This window comes from Prosthecobacter sp., from assembly GCF_044226605.1.
Classification (GTDB): domain Bacteria; phylum Verrucomicrobiota; class Verrucomicrobiia; order Verrucomicrobiales; family Verrucomicrobiaceae; genus Prosthecobacter.
This window is the reverse complement of sequence record NZ_JBGAGS010000005.1, coordinates 1-22,842: the sequence shown is the minus strand read 5'-3', so window position 1 is coordinate 22,842 and position 22,842 is coordinate 1. Positions and strand designations below refer to the sequence as shown.

The 22,842-nt window shown below is 61.9% G+C and carries 1 protein-coding gene; it reads left to right on the top strand.

Annotation, left to right across the window (positions count from 1 at the left end; all coding sequences use genetic code 11):
• Positions 1-230 precede the first annotated feature (230 nt).
• Entirely contained in the window at positions 231-22,427 is a 22,197-nt protein-coding gene (locus tag ACILSO_RS07845) for an autotransporter-associated beta strand repeat-containing protein (protein WP_395736830.1), read from the top strand.
• Positions 22,428-22,842: the final 415 nt, after the last annotated feature.

The following is a 22,842-nucleotide window of genomic DNA, read 5'->3' as shown; positions in this document are numbered from 1 at the left end:
CGCCGCACTCAATGTGAGGATAAAGCATTTCTTTAACTGCTGGAAAGATAAGGTTCAGATCATGGCTGCAGGGTGTTTAGCAATGAGCAAGCCTAAGGCTGATGGATGAATATACCGGATTTCGCTTTAATGGCCGCGATTTTTCCAACCCTGCGGTGAAGGCATTTCAGGGGTTGTGAAAATCAAGCTCTCGCCAACTCCCCCTCGGCCTCTGTTTCCACCAACCCAACATGAATCATTCAAGTCTCTTCACGTCCTGGCTGCGTCGTTACGCAAAGCGTCCGGTGACGGCAGCTTTGATCGCCCTTCTCCCTCTCTGCACTTCGCAGGTCAAAGGCGCGACTTTCTACTGGGACAGTGATGCCAATGCCACGGGCAACAACACCAGCGGAGCCGGACTGGGAGGCACGGGCATCTGGGATACCACAACGGCAAACTGGTGGAACCTCACCGCCGATGTCCCCTGGACAAATGCCACCTCACCTTATGACACAGCTATTTTCGCAGGTGCTGGGGGCACCGTGACTCTGAGCGGTGGCATCAATGTGGGATCACTCATCTTCAAGACGGACGGCTACACACTGACCGGAGACACTCTCAATCTCGGTGCACCTGCCACCACTTACGTCCAGGGTTACAGTCACACCGTCATTGACTCCGCCATCACCGGCACCAATGGACTCTCAAAAACAGGAGACGGCACACTGGTGCTGGGCAACGGTGGCAACAGCTTCAGCGGGGATGTTTCCATTCAGCAAGGCCAGCTTGTCATCACCAGTGGCCAGCAGCTTGGCACCGGCACCACTGCCATCTCCATCACGGGCATTGCTCAAAGCGGCAACCCTGGTTTCTCCGGCGGTGCACTCGTCCTCCAGGGGACTTCCTTCTCTGCCTCATCTCCCGGCGTTGTTTTGAACCGGGAAGTGTCCATGTCCGGTCGTGGCCCTGGCGTGGTGAACAACTCGGGTGGCATCGTCAGCGTCGGCTACAACAATCTCATGGGCGGCCTGACTCTTGGCTCCGCCACGGGGGAAAACCGCGCATGGGCCTCTTATGGCACCACCACGGTCAGCGGAGATTTCTATCTGGGAACCACCGGCCAGGGGCAGATCGTGCAGGGCAATGGCAACTGGAACATCAGCGGTGTCATCTCTGGAGCAGAAAACTCCGCGGACCGCTTCATCAAGTCGGGGCAGCTCATCACCACGACGCTCTGGCTGCAAAACGCCGCCAATAACTTCACCGACGCACTGCGCGTGGACTCCGGCACCGTGCGTGTTCAGGTCAACAGCGCCCTCGGGCAGAATCGTGGCACCGGGCAGGTGGACTTGAACAACGGCACGCTGGAAATCCGCACCGACGCCCCTGCCGGATTTGCCTCCCGCACCGTCCGTATTCGTAACAACACCACCGGCACCATTTTTGTCGATCATGACCTTGCCGGGCCGCTCGGGAACGGCACCTCCTTGATCAATCAGACTCTGACTCTGGGCGGTCTCATTCGCGACGCCGGCGTGAACGTTGCCAACATCACCATCAATGGTCGCAATGGCTTCAACACCACCATCACCGCCGCCACACCCACTGCAAATGACTATCGCGGCATCACTTTCACCAACAACTCCAGCGGCGTGCTCACCCTCACCGGTGGCGATCTCTGGAACGCCAACAACGCAGCGCCCAGCACCTTCACCGTCACTGGCAACAGCGACACCGTCATCACTGGCAACATTCTTGCCGCCACGGCGGACAACATGGTGACAAAAGCGGGCACCGGCTACTTCACTTACGGCGGCACCGCCGGCACTTATCTGGGCAGCACCAATATCACAGGCACCATGGCCATCACCAGCATGGGTGCTCTGAACGCCGCCACCGTTTCTCCCATCCAGTTGAACAGCGGTGCGCTCGACTACCGTGGCACTGGCGAGACCACAGGCAAATATCTCAACCTCTCCGGCACCACAGGCTTTGGCATCGTCCTCGCCAATCAGACCAGCGGCTCCGCCCTCGTTTTCACCGCTCCCATCGTGGAGGCAGGCGGCGCTGGCAACAAGACGTTCTTCCTCGGCGGCAACAGCGCTCCCAACCTCATCAATGAAATCGGCGGCCTCATCGCCAACAGCACGGGCAGCACCACGTCTCTTTCCAAGGTGGGTTCCAGCACCTGGCTGTACGATCCCGCTGCGGCAGGCTACCTCGCCGGTGGCTCGGCTGCGTGGGCCAGTGGTGGTGTGGCCGGGACGGACACCTTCGTCATCAGCGGTTCAACCGGCACCATCTCGGTCGGTCAGGCAGTTTCCGGCGGCAACATCCCCGCCGGTTCCGTCGTTACCGCGGTCAATGGTAACACCATTACCATCAGCAATCTGATCGGCACCAATCTGGCCGCCTCCACCATCACCTTTGGCGCGACCACCAACTTCGTCGGCAACGTCACCGTCAGCGGTGGTACCCTGCAGGTCCGTCCCACAGCGGCGTCTGGCAATGGCTCCGATGTGATCAACAACACCAGCCAGATCGTCTTCAACACCGACTCCCTGCGCAACAATCAGTGGGCGGGCGGCACATTTGAATACCAGGGCTCCTCCACGGCCGGCTCTCTCATCGAGCAGGTGGGAGCGCTCACACCCGGTGCAGGGGCGGGCGTCGTCAAGACCACGGCGAATGGTGGCACCCCCACGCTGAACTTCGCCTCTCTTGGCACCCGCAGCGCCGGTGCCACTTTGAATTTCAATCCGGATGCCGGAACCTCCATCACCTTTACGGCAGCCGCAGGCACCGCCGGTCTCTTCGGCGGCTGGGCCACCTTTGGCGCTGCAGCCACCGACTTCGCGGCCAGCGTCGCCGCGGGTGGTGCGGTCACCGCTCTCACCGGCCAGGCCGAACTGCCCACCAGCGGTGGCGTTGCTGGCACAAACTACCAGAGCACCGGCACCCCGCTTTCAAACCTTGCCGCGGAAAGCATCAACTCGCTCAAAATGGTCAACGCGCAGACCATCACCCTCGGTGGCACTCTCACCATCGCCAGCGGCGGCGTCCTTTTTGACAACTCCAACGGCGCGGCCACCATTCAGAACAACGGCACGGCCACCAACACCCTGGGTGCCTCCGCCACTGAAGTCATCATCATCACCAACGGCAGCGCCGCGGGCAATCTCCTCACCGGCAACCTCGGCAATGCCCTGACCGTAAGCTCCCTCATCAGCGGCGGTACAGGCAGCCTCACCAAGGCGGGCAGTGGCGTCCTCGTTCTCAGCGGCGCCAATGCTTTCACCGGCACCACCACCATCAATGAAGGCGGCATTCAGCTCTCCGGCAGCGGCACCATCGGTGGCACCAACGTGTCATTGACCATGCGTCAAAACACCGTTCTCGACCTCAATGGTGTCAGCGTCGGCACCACTCTGGCCAACGGGTTGAACGTTCTCAATGGAGCGGGCACCATCATCAACAACGCCGCCAGCGGCACCGCCGCTCTGCGCGTGGGCAACAACAACGGCAGCGGTCTCTACAGCGGACTCATCACGGATGGCATCAACGGCGCCTCCATCAGCCTGTCCAAGGCTGGTACGGGATCGTTCACGCTTATCGGCCCCCAGACTTTCTCCGGCGGAGTCAGCATCCTTGGCGGCACGCTCATCGTCACCAGCCTTGCGGATGGCGGTGTGGCCAGCGGTCTCGGCAATTCGAGCAACGCCGCCTCGAACCTCGTCTTCAACAACGGCGTTCTCCAATACACGGGCGCAAATTCTTCCATCTACCAGGTCACCCAGACGCCCTCCGTCAGCATCGACCGTCTCTTCACTCTCGCGGGGAATGCCACCATCGACTCCTCCGGCCAGTTCGGCAACAGCGTGCTCGCCGGCGGCAACCGCAACGATGCCACCCTCATCTTCCGCAATCAGGGAGACATCGCCTTCAGTGGTGCCGCCACCGCGCGCACCCTCACCCTGCAGGGCAACTCGCTGGGTGACAATGAGCTGGACATCCACCTGGTCGACAATGGCGCCGGAGCGCTCTCCTTCACCAAAACGGGCACCGGCCTCTGGATCCTGAATCCGCTCACCTCCAACAGCTACACGGGCATCACCACCGTCAGCGGCGGTGCGCTTCGTGTCGCATCCTCGGACGCCACCGTGCAGGGGCTTTCCTCCAGCAGCCCGCTGGTTCTCAATGGGGGTGTGCTTGAGACATCTGGCACCTTCTCCCGCACGCTCGGTGCCGCAGTCGCCGGGAATGGCAGCACTGTCGCCATCACGGGTGGCGCGTCCGGCTTCTCGGCAGCCACCACCGACCGCCTCGTTGTCAATATTGGTGGTGGCGGCCTCACCTGGGGCAGCACCACGTTTAATCCATCTTCTCTCATCCTCGGTTCCTCCACGGCGCTCGGTGAGACTGAGATCACCAATGACATCGCCATCGGTTCGGCCACCCGCACCATCACGGTCAACAACAACGGCAACACGGGTGCCATGGTGACCGCGGGCATTCTCTCCGGCGTCATCAGCGGTCCGGGTACCGGCGGTGCGGCGCTCATTAAAAACGGAAACGGCATCCTGATCCTTGGCAACAACAACATTTACACGGGCAGCACCCGTGTGGATGCCGGCACCATCGTCGTCACTTCCATTGGCACCGGTTCCGCCAGCTCCATTGGCGCCAGCGGCGCGCTGATTTTAAACGGACCCGGCACCGGCGACATCAATCCTTTCATTTATGTGGGCTCCGGCGAGACTGCCAACCGCGACCTCACCCTCCAGAGTTCCGCCAATTTTAACGGCAACCGCGTTTACCGCCTCGATTCCTCCGGATCCGGCGCTCTCGTCTGGAACACCGGCACCTTCGCCAACACCACCCGTGGCGACACCGTGGCGCGCATCACCACCCTCGAGTTCCGCGGCTCCAACACGGACAACAATCAGCTTAATCTCGTCCTCACCAACAGCACCAACGCCACCTTCGGCAACGTGCTCGCCATCTCCAAGAATGACGGCGGTGTTTGGTCGATGAATCCTGCCTCCCCCAACACCTTCACCGGCACCATCTCCCTCTTCGGCGGCCTTCTCGGCCTCACTTCCAATGCCATCGGTGCCTCCACCGGCCTGGTCTTCAGCAACGGCGGCCTTTTCGCCAGCGGTGCGGCGCTGACCACCTCGGTGCCCATCACCTACAACAACAACTCTTCCGCCATCTTTGCCGGCACCTACGACATCACGCTTAATGGTACGGGGACCATTCTGTCTGGCAACAACGCCCAGATCATCACCAACGATCTGGAGAACGGCGCCATCCTCACCATCAATGGCAATCTCGTAAATCAGAAGGTCAACGACCAGACCATGAACATTCGCGGTTTTGGCTCCACCGTGTGGAACGGAGTCATCGCCAACGCCTCCGCAAACCTCACCAGCTGGGACATCCGCATTGCTGACAATGCGTACTTTAAATTCGACGGCACCGCCGCCAACACCTACACAGGTTCCACTCTGCTGGGGCAGGGGACTTTGATCCTCAGCAAGGCTTCCGGCGTAGCCCAGTTCGGCGCCAGTTCGCAGTTCATCTTTGACGGCGGTGTCCTCACGGCGGACCTCCCGCTGACCGGCGTGGACAAGATCACCACCAAGCTCACCCTTGCGGGCGACCAGGCCACCATCAATGGCACCAACAGCATTGAATTCTCCGGCATTGTGGAAAACAACGGCGGCAACCGCTTCCTGCGCAACGAGCTTTCCGGCGGCGCCAGCCTCACGCTCTCCGGCACCATCAATCTCAGCAACGACAACACCGGCCGCACCCTTACTCTGCGTGGTTCCGGCACCACTCTCATCAGTGGCGTCGTGGCCAACGGCGGCACCGCTGCGGGCAATCTTTCCTACTCCGGCCTCGACACCCTGACTCTCACCCGCGCGAACACCGCCACCGGTGCGCTCACGGTCAATCGCAACAACATCGTGCTCAGCGGTTCCGGCTCCTGGGCGGGTTCCATCGTGCTCAACGCTGCCGGCGTCATCACCTTGGACAACAGCGCGGGCAGTGTGAACCGCCTCGCCGATGCAGGCGCGGTCACCGGTCTGGGTGGCACCTTGAACGTCATCGGTGCCGCGGGTGGCACCACGGAAACGGCAGGCGCTCTCACCATCAACAGCGTGCAGACCTACATCACCACTTCCGGTGGGAATGTCGGCCTCACCTTCGCTTCGGTCAGCTTCGCCAACTCCGGCTCCACGCTGAATCTCAGCGGCATCAGCAATCTCGGCACGAACAACACGGTCAAGTTCACCACCGCACCCAGCGGTGCCACCGTGGTGTATGGCGTTGTCATCCCACGCATCCTTCTTGGCACCGATTTTGCCAAATACGACGCGACCAATGGCGTCGTCGCCCTCGCCGCCGCCGACTACAATCTCGGCAACAACCTCAACACGGCTGTTGCGGCAGACAACATGGGGCTCACCGCTTCCAGCACCCTCACGGCCTCACGCACCATCAATTCCCTCAAGATCAATGGCTCGAATCTCAGTGTCGGAGGCACGACAGGTGTCCGGCTCACCCTGACCTCCGGTGGCATCATCAACATGGGTGGCAACAACAGCCTCGATGTGCCGTCCATCACCTTCGGCGGCAACACCCCCGTCATCCAGGTGCAGTCCGGCACCACCCTCACGGTCAACAGCACCCTCATCGGCACGGCGAATTTCGTCAAAGTCCAGGCAGGCACCCTGGTCTTCAACACCCCCAGCTTCGTCACCGGCACGCACAATCTTCTTAACGGCACCACCAAACTGATCGCGGGCGGCCTCAATACCTTCTTCCCGGGGCAGCTTCTCAATATCAACGTTGGTGCCACCCTTGATCTCAATGGCGGCGTCCAGTACATGGCGCAGCTTTCTGACCCCGGCATCCTTCCAGACACTGGCGGTGTCATCACCTCCAGCAACGGCTTGAGCACCCTTGTTTCAAACATGAACCCGGGCAGCGCCACCCTGGCCACCGCCATCAATGGCACTGTCAATCTCGCACGCGTCGGGGGCAACACCCTCACGCTGGAGAGCGCCAACTCCTACTCCGGCTTCACCGTGATGATGGGCGGCACCCTGCAGCTGCAGGATGAAGCCACCATCCTCGGCACCTCGAGCATTGAGCTCAATGCTGCCGCCTTGCTGCTCAACAACAACAGCAGCCTCCAGCGCGCGCTCTACGACCGTGTGGGCGATACGACTCCCATCACCCTGCGTGACGGCACCGTTTCCTTCACCGGCAAGGTGTCCGATCCCTCCTATGAAAACTTCGGCGCGCTCAAAGCCGAGCAGGGCGCCAACACCATCACCTCCACCGTGGGTGGCACTGGAACCGCCGGCGCGCTCACTTCCGCGGACATCACGTTCACCAGCCTGACCCGCACTCCAGGCGCCACCATCAACTTCACCGGCACCAATCTCGGCCAGGCAGGCAACAACGCCCAGATTCTTTTCACCGCAGCGCCTGCCACCAACTCCCGCGGCGCACTCGGTGCCTGGGCCATTGCCAATTCCAACGACTATGCCGCCTACAACTCCGCCACCGGCGTCGGCGTCGTGGGCCAGGGCGGCTACACCGGTTACTCCGGCGTTTTTGCCTCCGGCGAGATCACGGAAATCCCGGCATCTGCGGCCAATGTCACGCTCCTGCCTGTGGACACCACCACCACCGGCATGCTCAAGATCTCGGGCGCTTTCACCAATGACATCACCTTTACGGACACCTTCTCCATCCTCAATCTCGAGCAGGGCGGCCTTCTTCGCAGCAACAACAACAACTCCACCTCCATCGGCACCACCGCCATGCGCGGAACCCTCACTGCGGGCGGCGTGGAATCTTCCGGCGTTCGTGAGCTGGTCGTGTACAGCAATGCCACCGGCACCGCAAACTTTACGGGCGGCGCCACCACTGCGGGTTCGCCTACCATCACCATGACCAGCACGGTCGGCCTCAGCCCTGGCATGACCATCACCAATGCCAACCTGCCGGCCGGGACTTACATCGTTGCCATCGTCGATGGCACCACCGTCACCGTCAGTCAGAATGCCAGCGCCACGACCTCCAGCCAGACTTTCGTCGGCGGTGCCGCCAACGTGATCATCAATTCTGTCATCGCAGACAATGGCTCGGGCAATTCCGTCCAGCTGATCAAGTCCGGCGCTGGGATTCTCAATCTTTCCGCCAACAACACCTACACCGGCGGTACCATCATCGATCAGGGCACCCTCAATCTCATCGGCAACGGCGTCGTCATTCCTGCGGGCGGCCTCATCATCGGCAGTTCGACCGTAACGATGAACACGAATGCCGGTCAGATCGATCCTTCCAACACGGTCACCCTGCGCCGCAGCGCCACGCTCACCCTCGTGGGGAACAACACGCTCAATGCCATCGCCTTTGAAAACAACGGCGGCACGACGAATCCCGTCGTCACCGTTGGCACTGGCACCCTCACGCTCACTTCCTCCACCCCTGTCACTGTCATCAATTCGAATGCGCTCACGGTGCCCACCATCAGCGGCGGCACCCTTGCGCTTGCAGCGGGTGTCAATACCTTCGATGTGCAGGGGCCGACGGTGAAAGGCGTGTTCTACAGCGCCATCAATCCTGCTCTCAATATCACCTCCATCATCACCGGCACGGGTTCCAGCATCCTCAAGTCCGGCACCGGCATCCTTCAGCTTAGCACGCAGAGCACCTTCAATGGCCTGAACATCACCGAAGGCGGCATCCTCATCAGCGGCAACAGCACTGGCACCGTCGGCGGCTCGGGCCTCATCAGCGGTCCTCTGGGTGTTGGCTCTGTCACCGCTGCTTCGGGGGTCACCCTCCTGGTGGACGGCAGCCGCACCATTGCCAATCCCATCTCCTTCGCCGGCACGCCGACCTTTGACAGCACGGCCACCTCCGTCTGGACTCTCACTCTCAATGGCGCTCTCTCCGGCGCTGGCCTCGGCACCACGCCAACCATCCAGATCAACAATCCCAACCTCACCGTGGCTCTTCTCGGGCCGTTGGGACCGATGACTTCCATCTCCAAGTCCGGCCCCGGTATTCTCATTTTCAATGCCACCAACTACACCGGTGACTTCAATGCCTCCGCCCTTGGCAATCCCAGCTCCGTCTCCCTGCTCACCGACGGCGATGGCACAGGCTCCGTGCAGACCCTGCTTACCACCAGCAATGTCACGTTTGATCCCGGCATCGTGCCCACGATCATTGTCGGTCGTGCCGGCGCCAGCGTGCCGTTCAATCTCGCGGTCAACAAGATCATCGCACCCGCCAGCGTGAGCTCGCTTGGCGGCGGTGTCACGATCACCAACAACAACGGCTACGGACTTCAGGTGAAAGACGCCATCGCGTTCACTGGCACGCCGACGATTTCAGTTGCCAATGCCACGGCGTCCAATGTCACCCAGGGGCTGTATCTCACCGGCAATCTCACCGGCACCGGTTTCAACAAAACCGGCGGCGGCACGTTGGTCATCAACAACGCCACGCCTTCAGGCAACACCTTCACGGGCAACATCAACATCACCCAGGGCGTCGTCTCCGTGGCTGCCGCCGGAGAGCTTGGCAATGCCGCCAATCTCATTGTTCTCAATCCTTCCACCGGCACCTCAGCGTTCCGCGCCACCGGCACCTTTGCCACCTCCCAGGTCATCCAGCTTGCCAACACCGCCAACACCCGCGCCATCGAAGTTTCCGATGGCAATACTCTCACGCTGAACTCCCCCTTCAATCTCAACGGCGCCGCCGGAGCCACTGCATCGCTGAACAAGCAGGATCTCGGCACCCTTGTCATCAATGCCTCCAACACCGGCTGGAGCGGCCAGATCAACATCACTGAAGGCGCCATTCTCGTGAACAATCCCGCCTTGGTCAATCCTCTCGGCACCGGCACCATCAATGCCTCCACCTCCAGCGTCATTGGCTCCGCCCTTCAGCTCGCAGGCGGAGTTACCATCAACAACCCGCTCACCCTGCAGGGCACCAACAACGTGCTCAACGCCGGCATCAACTTCCAGGGCGTCATCGACAACGTGTCCGGCACCAACACCTACGCCGGCGCCATCACCCAGGGCTTTGACTCCACCATCGGCGCTCGCGCAGGCAGCACGCTTAACATCACCGGCGGCATCATTGGTGCCGCTCACCGCCTGCAGTTCAATGCCGAGGGCGACATCAATGTGACGACCAATCCGCTGACCAATCTTCTCTGGGGCATGGACAAGTATGGAGCAGGCACCCTGACCTTCAGCGTGCCGATCGTTCCTCCCACGAGCAGCAACGGCATCTGGGTTCACGCAGGCACCCTCGCCCTCAATGGCACCGCCACCATGACGGCCACCACCGGCGGCAACGTCGTGTATAACGGCGCCATTCTGAAGCTCGACAACAGCGGCACGAACACCGACAACCGGCTTCAGGGCAAGGCCCTCACCCTCCAGGGCGGGCAGCTCACCTTCATTTCCAAGAACTCCACGGAAACCGCCGGCACCTTCACCAGCGACCAGGGCTCCAACGTCATCAACATCAGCGGCACCGGCACGACGGCGCTCACCTTCGCCAGCCTCACCAGCAATGCAGGCAGCACGCTTGACGTGACGGGCACTTTCGGCACCGCGACAAACTTCCTCAAGTTCACCACCGCACCGGGCCTCACACCTGCGACCACCGGCATTCTCAATCGCGTCACCGTCAATGGCAGCGAACTCGCCACCTACAGCGCCTCTCTGGGAGTCATCGCCTTCACCGGATATGCCAGCACTACCAATATCCTCAGCGTGGTGCCGACCGCGACCTACAAGGCCACTACCTCCACACTGAACTCCCTCACCGGGAATCAGACGATCAACGCCCTCACCATCAACAACACCGCCGCTGTCGGCGGCCTGGGAGGCAATCCTCCCGCCACTCTCACGATCAGCAGCGGCACCATTCTTGCCAATGGCACCGGCGGCGCCTTCCTCAATGTGCCCATCGTCGCCTTCGGCAGTGAGGCCATCATCCACGTCCAGAGCGGCCAGTCCCTCACCGTCAACAGCGGCATGAGCGGTGGCAGCGGCATGTCGAAGGACCTTCCTGGCGAGCTTCGCATCAATGCCCAGCAGTTCATCGGCGGCACCACTTACATCAACGAAGGCACGCTCAAGCTGACCACCACCGGCATCACCAATCCGCTCCTCTTCAATCAGGGCATGGCGCTGAACTACGGCGGCACCTTCGACCTCAATGGCAGCAACCAGTTTGTGGCCGGTCTTTCCAGCGCCACTGCGGGCGGCGGCAACGGCATCGCCGGTGGCAGCGTGATCAATTCCGGCTCCACGCAGTCCACCTTCACCATCAATGGCAACACCAACTTTGCCGGTGTCATCTCGGGCAATATCTACCTCAACAAGACCGGCACCGGTGCGCTCAACCTTCAAAGTGCCCAGACTTACACCGGGGACACCTACATCTCCGGCGGCACTGTCACCCTCAATGACAACGGTGCCATCCTGGGCTCCAACGCCATCACCATCAACTACGGCGGCCTCTCGCTCGCCAATGGCAATCTTTACAACGTCAATGACCGCGTGAAGGACAGCGCCACCATCACCATGGCAGGGGGCACTCTCTCCTACGGCGGACGCCAGCAGATGAACACCACCGAGACTCTCGGTGCGGTGACCCTCACGGAAGGTTTCAATTTCATCAACGCCACCACCGGCGGCACCAATGTCAACTCCGCCATCCTCACCCTCGCCTCGCTGGCTCGTTCGGTCGGCTCCACCGCCACCCTGCGCTTCAATGGTTCAACGAACGCCCTGGGCGCCATTGGCAGCACCCCCAACATTCTCATCACTTCGGCTCCGGCGCTGAGCAACTACATCATCGGCGCCTGGGCCATCGTCGATCGCGAGTGGGCCAGCTATGACTCCACCTACGGCATCGGCCAGCTCAATCAGAACGGCTTCGCGGGGTATGCCACCAGCAGCTTGAACTCCAATCCGCTGGACACGGACAATGTGCGCTACTCCACCGCAGGCACCACCACTCTCCTCGGCAACACCACGGTCAACACCCTCAACATTGCCTCGCCAACCGCCGCCACTGTTCTCGACCTCGGCGGTTACAATCTCACCTTGAAAGGCGGCGGCCTTCTCCTGGCGCAGGCCACTGACAACGTGGACATCACCATCCAAAATGGCCGCCTCACCAGCGGCGTCGCCAACACGGCCAGCGACTTCTACATCACTCACGCCAACTTTGCCGGCACCAACCGGACGATCACGCTCAATGCACCCGTCGTGGACAACGGCACCGGTGCCGTTCGCCTCATCTTCACCTCCGGTCAGGTCGAAGCCGCAGGCGTGGGCAATACCACCATCAATGCCGTCAACACCAACACCGGCGGTACCATTCTCAACAGCGGCAACATCATCCTCGGCGCCACCGGCGCGCTCGGCACTGGCGGCCTCACCGTGAACCAGGCCATCCTCACCCAGAACGCGGGTGGCGTCATCCCCAGCAGCAACGTCCTAACACTCGGCGGCAGCTCCCTGGTCAATCTCGCCGCTCAGGCCAACACCCTCGCAGGCATCAATATCAACAACCTCGGTGGCGCGGCCCCCACCATCAATCCCACCGGCGTCCTCACCCTCACCGGTGGCATCAGTGTCAGCACCATGAACCCCGGCAACGCCGCGGTCATCGGCACCGGCACCATCGATCTGAACGGCGCAGGTTCCTATGGGGTCAATCTGGGAGCCGCCATCATCAATGGCGTCAATGTCGCCCCATGGCAGGCCTCGTTGAACATCACCGCTCTGATTCAGAATGGTGGCATCAATAAAACTGGCAGCGGGCTCCTTCAGCTGAGCAACAACCTCAGCACCTTCGCAGGCGGCCTCAATGTGGCCGCGGGCGGTCTCATCATTGGCGCCAGCAGCTTCGGTCCGAATCTCGGCGACACTCTGACCTCCGGCCCTCTCGGCACGGGCATGGTGACCATGGCCGCCAATACCTCGCTGCTTGCCTCGGGTGCTTTCTCCGTCACCAATGATTTCACCTTCCTGGGTGACACCGTCTTCAACGGCACCAACAGCCTCTCCCTCAACGGCAGCACCACGCTGCCCTCGATTTGGAACGTCACCGTCACCGCTCCGCAGATGACCGTGACCATTGGCAACGTCGTCAACTCCATCGCCACCGATGTGGTCAACAAGTCCGGTCTCGGCACCCTCACGCTCGGCAACTACAACGGCACCATCAACATCGCGGGCGGCCTGATCTTCCTCGCAGACGGCAACACCCTCGGCACCGTGGAAACCATCGCCCTTGGTGGCAATGTCAACCTCACTGCGGATACCGCCATCACCGTGAACCGCTCCGGTGGTGCTCCCTTTGCACGCAACAAGACGCTGCAGAAGGTGAATCTCACCAACAATGGCAGCATCCTTGCCGTCAACAATCTCAGCGGCTACGGCCTTGAGTTCACCGGTGCCATCAGCCTGACCGGCGCCTCCCACTTCTCCGTCGCCAATGCCACCGCCTCCAATCTCGTCCAGGGCCTCACCCTCAGCGGCGTCGTTTCGGACACCGGCGGCTACTCCCTGGTGAAGTCCGGCGCGGGCACGCTCGTGCTTGGCAACAGCGGCAACACTTTCGGCGGCGCCGGCGCCACCATTGACGTCCTCAATGGCATTCTCTCCGTCGCTTCCGATGGTGCTCTCGGCAATGCCGCCAACACCATCACCCTGGAGATCGACAGCCAGACCGGCACGGGATTCCGCGCCACCGGCACGTTCTCCACCGCGCGCACCTTCCTGCTCAATGCGACGAACAACGCCTTTGAAGTCACTCAGAACGCCACTCTGACCCTGACCTCTCCCTTCTCCCTGTCCGCCGTCACCAATACCCTCAACAAGAACGACAGCGGCATCCTCGCCATCAATGCGAGCAACTCCACCATGACCGGTGCCATCAACATCAATGGCGGCGCCATCCTGGTGTTGAATAGCAACGCCCTCGGTTCCGGCACGATCACTGTGAACAATGCCATTGGTTCCGCCCTGCAGCTTTCCGGCGGGGTCACAGTCTCCAACCCGATCACCCTCACCACCAACAGCCAGACTTCCGGCATCAATTCCGGCGGCAGCATTGAGAGCGTCTCCGGCACCAACACCTACTCCGGCCTCATCACCCAGACTGCGGGCAATGCCGCCACCTATGGTGCTGATGACAGCGCTGTCCTGAACATCACGGGCAACATCGTCACCGCAAACACCTCCTCCTTCTTCACCGGAGTCGGCGGCGTCATCAATCTCACCGGCGTCATCGGCAACGGCGCTGGCGGCGGCGCGGTTACCAAGATCGGCGCAGGCACCCTCAACATCATCGGCAATCAGACCGGCTTCACCGGCGCGATCAATATCAATGCCGGCACGCTCAATGTTTCCGGCAGCGGCGTGAAGCTTGGCGCCACCGGCACGATCACCGTCACTCCCACCGGCACCCTTTCCATCGATGACACCGGCACCGCCACGGCAAACCGTCTCGGCGGCCGCCCGCTCACTCTCAATGGAGGCACCTTCACCTATCTGGGCAACTCCGCCACCTCCACGGAAAGCATCGGCAATCTCACGATCTCCCGCCCTGGCAATACCATCATCTCCAACAGCAACGGCGGCAGCACCACGCTCACCTTTGCGTCCCTGAATGCCAACATCGTCACCGCAGATGGCTCGGTGAATTTCGTCGGCATGGGCTCGGCCCTTGGCTCCGCCACCAACAAGATCATCTTCACCACCGCTCCCTCCCTGACCAATGGCATCATCCAGCGCGCCACCGTTGGCGGTGCGGACTTTGCCACCTACGGCGCCAATGGCATCGCGGTCTTCACCACCTACAATGCCGGCAGCACCACCAACATCAACAACGTCACCGGCACGACCGGCACCGTGGATGTCAATTCGGTCATGACGACGCGTGATCTCACGGCAAGCCGTACGTTCAACGCCCTGCGTTTCAGCGATCCTGCAGGCGCCACGGTCGGCGCCACCGGTGCGGCCTTTGTCGCTGGTGGCACCACGCCCGCCCAGCTGATCCTGAGCGCAGGCGCCATCCTCGCCACTGGCGGGGGCAGCAACATCCTCAGCGTGCCGGTTCTCAACAACTCAGGTGTTCAGAATTTCTATGCCGTGGACTCCAGCACCTCGCTGACCATCACCAGCGCCATCGTCGGGACCGCTGGCTGGATCAAGGCGGGTTCAGGCACCCTCATCTTCTCGCCTCCCAGCAGCCCCATCGCAGGGCGCGGCGCCAGCACCATCACTGGCAATGCCAGCATTGAAGGCGGCACCGTCATCCTCAATGGCGGCAACAACACCCTCGCGGCCAATCAAAACCTCCTCGTAGGCCCCGGCGCTGTTCTTGATCTCAACGGCAACTCCCAATATGTCCAGATCCTCTTCAGCGACCTTGGCGGTGTGGAAGGCGCTGGTGGCACCATCACTGGTGGCTCCCTCACGGGCAGCACGCTCGTCATCAATCAGGACAACAATGGGCGCAACTGGGCCGGCTACCTCACCGGCGCCATGAGCTTCCTGCGTTCCGGCCAGAACACGCTGAGCATGTATTCAAACAATGACTACACGGGTCTCACTCTCCTCGCCGGTGGCGCCACCACGCTCAGGGACGGCGGCCAGCTCTCCGGCACCACGGACATCCAGATCAACTTCGCCACCCTCAACATTGACAACACCGGCAGCAAGGAGCTGACGGACCGTGTCAATGACGCCGCCGCCATCTCGCTGCGCGGCGGCACGCTGAACTTCCTCGGTCGTGCGCAGTCGGCCTCCACCGAAACGGTCGGAGCCGTCACGCTGGTCAAAGGCGCCAACTTTGTCAGTTCCGCTGTCGGTGGCACGGGGGTCAATTCCGCCGACTTCACACTCACCAGCCTCAGCCGCGCAGTCGGCGGTGGCACCATCAACTTCACTGCCTCCACCGGTGGGCAGGCAGGCAGCAGCTCCCGCATCCTCATCCCGACCATCAACGGCGTCTCCACGGATTCCGTGGGCGGCGGCCTCACCAATGGCATCATTGGCGGCTGGGCGGTCATCAATACCAGCGACTTTGCCACCTACATTCCCGGACTCGGCGTCGCCGCCATGGGTGCCAACGGCGCTCTGGCTTACACCAATGCCACCTCCACGGTGAACACCCTCAACATTGCCGGCCCCACCGACAACATCAGCCTCAATGTCGCCGTCACGGGCAATACGGTGCTGGTCAGCAATGACCTCACCATCAACAGCCTCCGCCTTGGCAATGTGACGGGCATGACGATCAACATCGCCGCCAGCAAGACGCTCACCCTCGCCAGCGGCGGCCTTCTCTTCTTCAGCAATCAGGTCTTCTCCATCGGCAGCGCGGTGAATCAGGGCAGCCTGACCTCCGGCGGTCCGGAACTCTTCATCTACACGCAGGGCTCTGCCAATGAAGTCATCAACAGCTCCATCGTCGGCTCCGGCATGATGCTGGTGAAGAGCGGTTCCGGCCAGGTGACCCTCAACGGCACCAACACTTACGATGGCGGCACCACCATCAATCAGGGTACGCTCTCCCTCGGCCTCACCGGCAGCATCCCGCTCGCCGCCAATCCGCTGAACGGCCTCATCCTGAACGGATCCAATTTCACCCTGTCTGCTGCAGGACAGATTGCCGCCGGAAACATCGTCACCCTCAATGGCAGCTCCACTTTGAGCCTGGTGGGCAGCAACACCCTCGCAGGTCTTGTCTTCCGCGATGAAGGCGGCGGCGCCACCGCCATCCAGGTCGTCTCCAATCAGAATGGCGGCATTCTCACCCTCAATGGCAACATTGTTTCCTCCAGCACCAATCCTGTCACCGTTCCCACGATCGTAGGCCGCGTTGACTTCGGCAGCACCAATCGCACTCTGGATATCTCGGCCACTCGCTTCAATGGCCAGGAGCTTGCAGCCCTGCTGCCAGACTTCATTCTGCAGGGCGTCGTCGGTTCTTCCGGCGGCATCACCAAAATCGGCGATGGCGTGCTGCAGCTCAATGGTCAGGACCTTTACACTGGCGCCACCACCGTCAGCAACGGACGCCTTCAGATCGGTGTGGCCAATGGCGGCTCCCGCTACTCGGATGTGACCCTGGCCAGCGGCACCGGCCTCAATGTCAACGGCTTCAGCACCACGCTCGGCTCGCTGGCGGGTTCCGGCTACGTCATGAACTCTTCGGCCACCGCCACGGCGGTGACGCTCGCGGTCGGATATTCCGGTGCCTCCACCACCTTCTCCGGCACCTTCCTGCGCTTCAACGACGCCACCCCTGCCAACTTGAACCTGCTTAAAATCGGCACCGGCACCCTGACCTTTGATACCGACGGCTCTCTCAGCAACATCACCGGCAGCCTCACCGTCAATCTCGGCGGCGTCACCTTGAAGGACAATGGCACCAGCGCCTTCCCCTTCGCCACTCTGACCGTGAATGAAGGCGGCACCCTCACGCTGGACAACACCGGCACCGCCAACAACGACGCCCGCCTCCGCAATGGCAACGTCACTCTCAATGGCGGCATCCTGAACTACCTTGGCGCCGACGCCACGGCCTCCGCCGAGACCGGCACCGGCGTCCTCACCCTTGGCTCCGGAGACTCCAACGTCAATCTCACCGCGGGCGCAGGTGGCACTGCCTTCCTGAAGTTCGGCAGCCTCTCGCAGGGCACCGGATCCACCGCAGTCATCACCGGCAGCGGCCTCGGCACCACCACCAAGCTCCTCTTTAACACCACACCCGGGCTGACAAACAGCATCCTGCCGCGCATCGCCGTCGGCACCGACTTCGCCACCTACAATACCACCAATGGCATCGTTGCCTTCACCGCCTACACCTTGCCGACGGACATCAACAGTGCTGCTGCCACAAACACGGTCAAAATCGACGCCACCACCACCACGCGCAACATCACGGCGGCCCGCTCGCTCAATGCCCTTAACATCATTGACAGCAATGTCACGCTTGGCTCCACCGGCCTCCTTCTGCCCACGCAGGGCCTCACCGTCGCTAGCGGCGCTGTGATGGTCAATGGAGACAGCGCCACCATCAGCACCCCGGTGCTCGCGCTCAGCGCGGAAGGCATCTTCCGCATCAATGGCAGCTCGCTCAATGTCACCAGCAGCATCACCGGCACCGCCGGCATCACCAAGACAGGTGTCGGCAGCATGACGCTTTCCGCGTTGCAGTCCTACACCGGGACCACGACCGTGAACCAGGGCACCCTCATCCTCGCTGGCGGCACCAATACCCTCCTCGTCGCGCCATCGGGCAGCATTCCGACCGTGGGCAATCTCCAGATCAATGGCGGTGTGTTTGACCTCAACGGCAACAATCAGGTCGTGGGCGCCATTCTCAGCAGCAATAGCCTCGCTGACATTCCAGGAGAAATCACCAACTCCAGCACCACCACCGCCGTCACACTGACCGCGGCCATGGCGGCCAGTTCCACCTTTGGCGGCACGATCAGCGGCAATCTCTCCTTCGTGCGTTCGGGCAATACCACCCTCGCTCTGGTGGACGCCCAGACCTACACCGGGTCCACCACCATTCGCGGTGGTGCTCTCACCTTGCAGGATGCGGCCACGCTCGCCACCAGCGCCATCACGCTGAATTTCGCCACTCTTTCGCTGACCAATGCCGGCCTCAATGCCACACCCAATCCCGTGCGCTTTGCCGCCAGCGTTCCCGTCACCATGCAGGGCTCCGTGCTCTCCATCACCCCTGGCGGATCGGTGGACAACACCACCACCATCAACACAATCACGATCCTCGGTGGCGGTGCCAACACCATCACTCCGAACGGCGTCAATGGCGGCACCAACACCATCACCATTGGAAACTTGATTCTGCCGGCGAACTCCGGCACCACGCTGCACTTCAATACCGACCCCAGCCAGCCCACCACCGGCGGTGCACAGGTCTTCCTGAGCCAGATCAATGGAGCCACCCCGGTAAACAATTTGTTCCTGGGCGCGAACGTCATCATCAACAACGGTGAATACGGCGTCTACAACTCCATTCAGGGCGTCGTTCGTTTCGGCAGCGCTGCCGTCGCAGGCAACACCATTCCCGCCTATGGGGCGGCCCTGGCCAGCGGCAACAACCTGCCGGCCAACATCGCCAATACAGGCGCGGACATCACCCTCTCCGCCAATACCACCATCGGTGCTCTCCGCCTCACTGGTGCCGCCACCCGCAACATCCTTTTCACCCTCGGCACCGAAACACTGAACCTCGCCCTCGGCGGCCTGCTGCGTGACAACAACAACAACGCCGCCAACATCGGCACCACCGCCCTGCGCGGCATCCTTACCACCGGCGGCACCGCCACCACGGGCGTCACCGAACTCGTCGAGTGGCACAATCAGAACACTGTTACCATCAACTCCATCATCGCTGACAATGGTCTGGGCAATCTCACCCGCCTGGTGAAGTCCGGCCCTGCTGGCACCACCCTCACCGCTGCCAATACCTACAGCGGCGGCACCGTCGTGGATCAGGGTACGCTCACCATCAACGCGACCGCAGGCGCCGGCACCGTCGTCATCCCGGCCGGCGGCATCACCCTGAACAATGCCAATCTGACCATGAGCACCAATCAGGGGCAGATTGACGCCAGCAACAGCGTGACCATCAACGGCGGCGGTGTGCTCACTCTCGTCGGCACCAACACCCTCAGCAGCGTCACCTTCAGCAACCCCGGCAGCTCCGTCACACCGACCGTCGCCGTGGGCACCCTCCTCACCCTCACTTCACCGACGCCGATCACGGTCACCAATGACACCCTGAGCTTCACTCCCACGATCTCCGGCACGGAGCTCAATCTCGTGGACGGTGCCACCATCTCCACCTCGGGCATCTCTGCCGATGACCTCATCATCTCTGCCAAGATCTCCACTTCCGGCTCCACCTCGCCGCTGGTGAAGACCGGCACCGGCTCCCTCGTCCTCAGCAATGCCACCAGCACCTTTGCCAATGGCTTCAATCTCAGCCAGGGCAGCCTGATCTTCGCTGCTGTCACTGCTGGCACTCCTCCCGCCGTCACTGCCGGCCCCGTCGGCACCGGTGCTCTTACTCTGGGCAATGGAGTGGCCGTCATGAGCGATGGCACCGCACGCACCATCGGCAATGCCGTCAGTGTCACCCAGGACTTCACCTTCGGTACGCTCGATGGCATGAACGCCCGCGCCAATGCCGGAAACTCCCTGACCTTTAGCGGTGTCGTCACTCTGGCCGCAGGTGCGCATACCATCACCGTGAATGGTTTGCTCATGAGCGGCACCATTTCTGGCAAGCTCACCGGCGGCACCAATCTTACCAAGGACGGCGCCGGCACCCTGGTGCTCTCCAGCACTGCCAATGACTACGGCGGTTCCACCACCGTCAATGCAGGCCTTCTGCAGCTCGGTGCTGCAGGCGTCATTCCAGACGGCTCCGCTCTGACCGTCGCCTCCGCAGGCGTCTTCGACCTCAATGGCAAAAATGAATCCATTGGCTCCCTCGCCGGCGCGGGCGTCGTCACCAATATCGGTGCGGCCTCCACTCTGACCGTTGGCAATGATGGCACCTCCACCACCTTCTCCGGCACGGTGACCAACCAGGCCAATGCTCTGAACCTCGTCAAAACCGGCGCAGGCACACAGACCCTGAGCGGACCCAACAACTACACCGGCACCACTGCGGTGAATGCGGGCATCCTCAGCATCGGCAGCAATACAGGCCTCGGCACCACCACCGCCGGCACCACGGTCGCTTCCGGCGCTTCGCTGGAACTTCAGGGTGGCATCACCGTCGGTGCAGAGGCTCTCAGCATCGCCGGCACCGGCTCCGCCACGAACGGCGCACTGCGCAATCTCAGCGGCGCCAACAGCTACGGCGGCACCGTCACTCTCACCGCAGACGCCACCATCCAGTCAGAGACAGGCACCCTCACTCTCGCCTCCGCCAATGCGGTCACCGGCACTGCAAGAAACCTCTCCGTCACTGGCAGCGGCGATACCGTGATCAGCGGCACCATCACCACCACCACCGGCACGCTTTCGAAGTCTGGCACCGGCGCTCTGACCCTAAGCGGTGTCAATACCTTCACCGGCACCACCACCGTCAGCGACGGCACGCTGAATCTCAACACCACCGGCAACAACGCTCTCGCCGGCAATCTCATCGTCTCCGGCGGCGTCACCAATCTTCAGCAGTCCAATCAGATTGCCGACACCATGACGGTCACTGTTTCCGGCGGTGAATTCGCAGTCGGTGCGAGCAATGAAACGGTGGCTGGCGTGCAGCTCACCTCAGGCACTATCAGCGGCAGCACCGGTGTCCTCACCAGCACCACCGACTACGACATGCAGGCAGGCACGGCATCTGCCATCCTCGGCGGCACCGTGGGCCTGAACAAGACCACCGCAGGCACCGTCACCCTCAGCGGCGCAAACACCTACACTGGCAAGACCAGCGTCAGCGCAGGCATCCTCAGCATCTCTGCAGATGCCAACCTCGGCGCGGTCCCTGGCGCGGCCGTTCCTGATCAGCTCTCGCTGAATGGCGGCACCCTCCAGACCACCGCGGATCTCACGGTTTCTGCCAGCCGCGGCGTCACCATCGGCGCATCGGGCGGCACCATTCTGACCGCTGTCGGTACCACCGCCACCGTCAGCAGCGTCATCACCGGCGCAGGCACCCTCACAAAGGATGGCGCCGGCACCCTCGTCTTCACCGCCACCAATACCAACAGCGGCCTGACCAATGTCAATGCCGGCACCCTGAGCGGCACCGGCGTTGGTGGTGCCCTCACAGTGAACACTGGCGGCACCATTGATCCCGGTGTCGGTGGAGCAGGACTCCTCACGGTTGGTGGAAATCTCACCGTCAATGCAGGCGGCACCCTCCTCATGCAGCTCGGCGGCGCCACGCTGAATGATGCGGCCTCCATCGCCGGCAACGAAAGCTCACTCGCCTCCCTGAACCCCTCCATCATCAGCGGCTGGGAAAACGCCAACACACTCTCGCTGCACGATCACATCTTCTCCAATGACACCAGCGCTCCTGTGATCAATGGCACCCTCAAGATCGACTCCAATCTCTTGAACGGCTACACACCGTCCTACGGCGATGTCTTCGATCTCCTCGACTGGGCCACGCTCTCCAACAGCATCACTGGCACCACCCAGTTTGACTTCAGCGGCGTCAATCTCGGCGGCCTCGCCTTCAACACCGACCTCTTCGCCAGCAACGGCATCCTCGTCGTCGTCCCAGAGCCCGGCCGCTGCCTCCTCCTCCTCCTCGGCCTCACCTCCCTCTTCTTCCGCCGCCGCCGTCGCTTCTCCCGCTGACCCCAAGCCACGCACCGCAAACCGTCGTAGGATGGGCGTGGCGAAAGCCCGCCCGTCCCTCAGCGTGTCGCAGTCCCCAAGGCACACGATTTCCCCAGCAGCCACGCGCTTTAGCAAAGCGAGCGTAGCCCCCCTGAAAGCTCTCGACGCAGCCTGCTTGGAAGTCCCACAGACACTCCTGTCTGTCGCTCAGCGCGTGTCAAACACACTGCCGTTACGCCATTTTCACAGCGGCTTTTCTTGGCGCTGCACAAGATCACTTCCACACCCAGAGCCGGTAGGGCGGGCTGTCCAGGCTGTGTGAAAACACTCTTTTTAGAGAGGCCTGCCCGGAATGCCGGTTAAATTCTGGCATTCTGCCAAGCGATTTTGCCTTCAGTGCTGTGCTGCTTTCCTGAGCGCTTGTAATGCGCTT

What these genes read in the sequence shown, in the direction of transcription:
- ACILSO_RS07845 (WP_395736830.1), top strand. Translation starts at nt 231, where the DNA reads ATGAATCATTCAAGTCTCTTCACGTCCTGGCTGCGTCGTTACGCAAAG.